The sequence below is a fragment of the Mesonia sp. HuA40 genome (assembly GCF_008017835.1).
GTDB lineage: Bacteria > Bacteroidota > Bacteroidia > Flavobacteriales > Flavobacteriaceae > Mesonia.
On record NZ_VRLT01000061.1, the window covers coordinates 1 to 5,692 of the forward strand.

At 37.5% G+C, this 5,692-nt stretch carries 6 protein-coding genes; 2 read left to right on the forward strand and 4 right to left on the reverse strand.

Annotation, left to right across the window (positions count from 1 at the left end; translation table 11 throughout):
* The first annotated feature begins 547 nt into the window (after positions 1 to 547).
* On the forward strand, positions 548 to 1,246 hold the full coding sequence (locus tag FT993_RS11670) for an SOS response-associated peptidase (RefSeq protein WP_255504496.1): 699 nt from the start codon (positions 548 to 550) through the stop codon (positions 1,244 to 1,246).
* Here the strand turns inward: FT993_RS11670 and FT993_RS11675 are convergent.
* The 4 genes from FT993_RS11675 to FT993_RS11690 form a co-directional block, all read right to left on the reverse strand.
* The gene (locus FT993_RS11675; RefSeq protein ID WP_147862741.1) at positions 1,243 to 1,926 is read right to left on the reverse strand and encodes a hypothetical protein; all 684 of its coding nucleotides are present in this window, start codon (positions 1,924 to 1,926) and stop codon (positions 1,243 to 1,245) included. The two genes, FT993_RS11670 and FT993_RS11675, sit on opposite strands and share 4 nt — an antisense overlap.
* Positions 1,927 to 2,033: 107 nt before the next feature.
* The gene (locus tag FT993_RS11680) at positions 2,034 to 2,459 is read right to left on the reverse strand and encodes a UPF0158 family protein (RefSeq protein ID WP_147862742.1); all 426 of its coding nucleotides are present in this window, start codon (positions 2,457 to 2,459) and stop codon (positions 2,034 to 2,036) included.
* A 325-nt stretch (positions 2,460 to 2,784) separates the two neighbouring features.
* A complete protein-coding gene (locus FT993_RS11685) occupies positions 2,785 to 3,072 on the reverse strand; it encodes a hypothetical protein (protein WP_147862743.1) in 288 nt (95 codons plus the stop codon).
* A gap of 291 nt (positions 3,073 to 3,363) precedes the next feature.
* Positions 3,364 to 3,648: a hypothetical protein gene (locus FT993_RS11690; protein WP_147862744.1), complete on the reverse strand. Its 285-nt coding sequence runs from the start codon at positions 3,646 to 3,648 to the stop codon at positions 3,364 to 3,366.
* Positions 3,649 to 4,649: 1,001 nt separating this feature from the next.
* Between FT993_RS11690 and FT993_RS11695 the strand changes: the two genes are divergently transcribed.
* Positions 4,650 to 5,045 (forward strand): HU family DNA-binding protein, encoded by a 396-nt coding sequence (locus FT993_RS11695; RefSeq protein WP_147862745.1) that lies wholly within the window; start codon positions 4,650 to 4,652, stop codon positions 5,043 to 5,045.
* Positions 5,046 to 5,692: the final 647 nt, after the last annotated feature.

The following is a 5,692-nucleotide window of genomic DNA, read 5'->3' on the forward strand; positions in this document are numbered from 1 at the left end:
GAACATAGAAAGATTGATGAATTGTTAAGATGTAGGTTTTGAAAACCTAAAATCATAACAACTTATTGCTTGTTTGAGACCGATTGGAAATCGGGTGAGTTCCTAAAATTTAGCTTGCAAACATACAATTTAGCGCTAGTTTCGTAAGCCTAGACTTTTTTGCTACTTTTTTCGGCGATGGAAAAAAGTAGAGGATTAAGAAATGAATTTCTTTGTCTTTCGATTAGTAGCGTATAATAATGTCAACTATAAAGATATTCGCTACTTTTCGACTGCACCTCGATACAAGTGTTTTTGTCTATCGTCAAAAACCCTCTCGGTGTGACAAGGCAGGTTATTTTTCTAATAAGTGATAATTATTACTTCTTTTTAAAATCGACCTATCGAAAATAGGGCGTAAAATTGGCAGTGCTTTTTTTATTCACGTGAATATAGAAATAACAATATCCAGCGCCCCACATCAAAAAGCGTTTCAAAGCAGGGCTTTACCCATTCCATAATCCCATAAAATTATGTATCTTCCGCTAACTTCAAAAAAGTAAGCCCCATGTGTTATGAAACCTCTTTGCATAAAACGCAAAAACAAATACAAAAGACGTATTCGGTTAAATTTAAAAATCCAGATTTGTTTACTCCCTACTATCATCGTTCGGGATTTACCCATCCTAATTTATTTGTGATACCCCAAGAAGAGGCGCATTTGGTTTATGCCATGCAATGGGGCCTAGTGGCAGCCTTTGGTGAAGCCGATGTAAAGGCTTTTCGAAAAAAATACAATACCCTAAATGCCAAAAGCGAAAGTGTTTTGCGTTCGCGAATGTATCAATCGGCTGCTCGGCAAGGCCGCTGTTTGGTTTTAGCCGATGGTTTTTTTGAACCCCATCATCATGCGGGTGGGGTGCAACCTTATTATTGCTATTTACCGCAACACGCCTTGTTTTGCTTTGCAGGCATCTATACGCAAATGGCTTCGGGAGCCTATACCGTAAGTATTTTAACCACGGCTGCCAATCCTTTCTTCGCCGAAATTCACAATACCAAAAAACGTATGCCTTTGGTTTTAGATCCGAGTAAGCAGGGAGATTGGCTCGATCCCAATCTTGCCGATGCCGATATTCAAGAGCTCATCAACAATGGATTTATACAGCAGGATTTTAAAGCACATGCGGTGAGTAGTGACCTTTATAAAAGACAAATAGATACCAATACACCACAAATCCTTCAGCCTATAACAACACAAAATTAAGCTTTTTGGCTGCGCTTTAAACGATCGTGTAGGTTTTGAATACTGGCTTTATGTTCGATAAGCGCTGAGATATCCGCTTCAAAGCTAATGGTTCTGTTCAGTTTAGGAAAAGACAATTTACCTTTGGCAAGGGAATTCGCTACTACTAGGTTAAAGTAGTTGTAGCTTAAGATGAGTAATTGCAATGCATCTGTTTTTTGAGGCTTAAAGCCGATTTTTTCTGCCGTACGAGCATTAATAATATAGCTGGTGCCGCGTACTTTTAGAGGAGTATGGTTTTGATGCACTTCGATAAAATTCAATAAACCACTTAAAAACTGCTGCATAATAAAAGCCTTTCGTTGTTGCGGCGTACTACCGCGATCGAGTACAAAATAGTAATCAAACAAACTACCTGCGTGAATTTTAAGGCGCTGGTTTTTGGGTTTTTCGGCGAGAAAAAGCAGGGAAAAGTACTTTAAATCACCTTTTTTTTGCAGTGCAGGAATATCAAAAAACGGAGCGATAATCGATAAGCCTAAGGTGATACTCAGCACCGGTATCAAATACCAGCCAGTAGCATAACCAAGCGCGACGCTTAGCAATATAAACCCGATGAAAAGCAGAGCTAAACGCACTAAAAAACGCTTTTGTTGGGATTCGCTTTTGCGGAAAAAAGGGTGGTGAACCAGGTTATTCATAGAGCTATAAAGGTCTTGAGTTGCCAAAAATAGAAAAAACAAACAAAACCTACTGCAGCGCCTTTAAAAGTAGCGTTGAACTGACTGATGATAAAAACAGGCTACTTTTAGTTAAAATTCAAGGTTTCCGCTACAAGACTTTCTAGCGCCTTTTGTTTGTGGTCAAACCAAGCTTGCCGATAAGCAGAGCCTTCTACTTTAGCTTTAAAATTCCGAAACGGATATTTGTTCTGCAAGAGTGTTTGCAATTGAGTGCTAAAGCGCGAATCATCAATTTGATCTACAAAAGATTCCATAATACCAAAAGAAGTCTGCAAATCTGGGGCTTTAATAAAAATAAAATCCTCCTCTTGTTCTTTGACTCTTTCGAGGTCTTCCTCAAAAAACTCCTCCATTTCAAAATCCATACTCATGTCATAACCTTCGCCAGGAATGCTGATGAATTCTTGGGTTTTTACATTATAATAACAATCCATTCCGCAATCCAATTCTTGCGCTATGGCATATATTAGTTTTTTCTGTTCGGTATTCACAATAATAAGCTAAAATATTTTGAAGTATAAGTTATAAAATTTATGGTAAGACAAGCATGTTAAGTTAAAAAAGTTTAATTAGATTTTATTTTCCGCTTAAAGCGGATGGCTCTAGCAAAATCATTTACAGCACAGGTTAAAACAAAATTGATGCAGGAGGGAGGTGCTTAGCAAAACCTATAGTATTCATTGCTGCAATAAACACGGGATAAAAGAACCAGTATGCTTGGAAAAAACCGTTGGGAAGTACTTTTCGCCTTGTTTTTATATAAAAAAAGCAAGACCCCGTCAAAAAGTATTAACGAGGTCTTATGTATAATTTGGTTTAGATTACTCCAAAGGTAGAAACAATGGTTTGTTTTTCGTCTAAAGAGTTCGGGTTGCTCACCATTACCCCATATTCAGCACCGCGTTCAAAATTTTCAATCGAAAGCAGGTATGAATTTTCACCAAACTTTTCGGCTTTAAACTTTAGGTAATCCAAGTTGTTCGAAGAACCACCAGAAAAAGTACCTACCGAAGACAATTCAGCCAATCTTTTTTTCTTTTTCTTTTTGAATTTAAAAACCTGAATAATAGATAACGGATCCGTTTCATTATTTATGGCACGCACTATCAATTTGATTTCCTTCTTAGGACGATAAGAGGTAGACGAACAACAATTGGGAATATCAATTTTAGTTTTGACATTGGGATTTTGTAGGATGGCTTTTTTGTATTGCTTTAAATGCTTTTAATCATTTGGTGTTAGCTTGATTTTTGATAAAAAAGAGTACGGTCTTTTTGCGCATAGATCAAAATGGTTTCGCCAAAGCGCAAATCAAAAAGTTTTATGTTGAAAATCAATGTCGAATACCCATACAAACTTGCAGAAAGTACCCAATCAAATTTGTTCTTAGTTGTTTTAAAATATCCTTGGGGTCAGGTAAGGGTAGTTGCGTGAGTTTACCCAAGTGCTTTCTTCTGCATGAATGCTATTGGTTAAAACCAGTAAACTGAGTTTATAAATTTGTTTTGAATTTTTAGCCTGTTCGTATTCTCCAAGACTAATTCCTTTAAATACTAGGTTATCTATAACAATATTAAGCGGAGTGCTAAACACCGAGTACTCGTATTTTGCTACTGGAAACGGAGACTGATTTAAAGGAAAGTCTCTAAATTGATCGGCATATTTATTATAGGTGGTCACATCTTGTCGAAGTAGTTTTTGATTCTATTGAACAGTATCTAAATACTAATAGACTCTTAATTACAATTACTCGAGGCTCCATTTTTTTTCGAGACAGCAGTCTGATTTGAAATAGTGGACTTGTTAACTTGACAAGCCACTAAGAGTGTTCCTAAAATAAATACCCCAAAGATTTTCGTCATTTTATACTTGTCCTTTTGCTGCTATTCATCTCAAATTTAATCCATTATAAACCATCCCGCTCAAAAAACGACAAGTTCAACCACCTTAACACCTGAAGGTCTTAGTCAAAACCAACAGAACATCCCTTTGCCGGTGCAGGCTCGCTTAGCATTTTTTAGCGATAGGGTAGCCTATTTAAGCCATAAAAATCGCTTAAAATACCCAGGGATACGCCCTAGCTCCCGCGAAGCTAGTTCGATAATCCTTCGATAAATCCTTATATTTCGGGGGATGAACGAAGAAGTACCGAAGAAGTTACGAAGCAGCTATGCTTTTAACTTGCTTTTTGTGACGCTTATTTGCCTTAGTAACCCAAGGTGTCCCGGCTTACTTTCGGACTGATCTGCATCCCTTATCTCTAATTCTTTTTATTAATCACCTGGTTGAAGTAAAAAAACAGATTTGTACTGGTATTGCCTTAAAAAATTCGGTTGCAACCGACTAAAAACCGATTTAAAAATACATTTGTAATTAATTGATTATCAATAAGTAGAAAATCTTACGAGTAAACTAGGAAGATTTTCGGGTAACCGCATAAAATTCTGTTTGAAACTCTATAAATTCTGCCTGAAACTCATAAAATACAAAGGGCATTTTTTGGCTAATCCCTCTAGTTTAGCGCTAAGCAATTAAAAAAAGAAATCACATGACTTAGCTTTAGAACAACCACCGAGAGACCAAGTAGGAAGCAGTTTCAACCTTTGCTGCTACCACAGCTTACCAGCGGTAAGCGCTCTCCCGACCGCAAAAGGTGTATTTCAATTAAAACACATTTTATCATGAGTAAAAACATACTCGCAAAATTAAAAGTTAGAACACGTAAAAACCCTCAAGATCGCACGGCACCGCCGTTATATTATGTACAGGCCGTAAGCACCGGTACCTGTGATCTTGACCGATTAGCTTACTTGATCTCCAATCAGTCAACCGTACGTGAACCCGATTGTTTGGCGGTATTGCATGCCTTTGTGCACAATATGCTTGATGAATTGGAGCAAGGACGCATAGTAGAACTCGGTCGTTTGGGGAATTTTCAAGTTGGTGTTGGTTCCACTGGGAGTGCTTTAGCCGAAGACGTAAGTTTAAGCAATATCAAACGTATAGCTTTAAACTACCGCCCCAGCAAACATGTAAAAAAGCGCATTAACAGTATGGACTTCAGTCTAACCGAATAAAGCGCTCACCGCAGCAAGCGAAAGTTGAATAAACCGCTTGGTCCAGCTTGGATCAAGCGGTTTTTTTGGTCAAAAAAGCCAAATTTCATGCGCATGATTCATGCAAATCATGCCCATGATTCATGAAAAACATGCTGAAGATTTAAAAAATCATGCTGATGATTTGCATGAACCTTCAGCATGATTTTTAAAAACCCACTGCTTTCAATTTTTTTCACCTTTTCACGCTCCAAACCCAGCTTTTTAGGCAAAAAATCACCTCAAAAAGCTAAAAAACCGACTGTTTTTGCTCAAAAAAGCCCTAAAACGTCGGCAAAAATCTCAAAAAAGCAAGATAAAAAACAAATTACACCGATTAAATACAGTTGTCCTACTACCTAAATGACAGTTTTTATCCCCAAAAACATCAAAACCCGACAGAACAAGGCGTGATTTTAAACTACTACGTACATAGTGCGACCTTATGGGAGTCCCGAGCATTCGGGGTTCTCGATACTTCGCATCTTTGTTCTATCGCCCAAAAATCCGAAACTCGAACTGATAAGGCAGGTATTAAACGCCCTGTCACTTCGATTTCTATGACAAATCCAAGCTATTTTTATAATAAGTTTGATTTTTAATAAGAGCCAAAGCTATGTGTAAAAGTT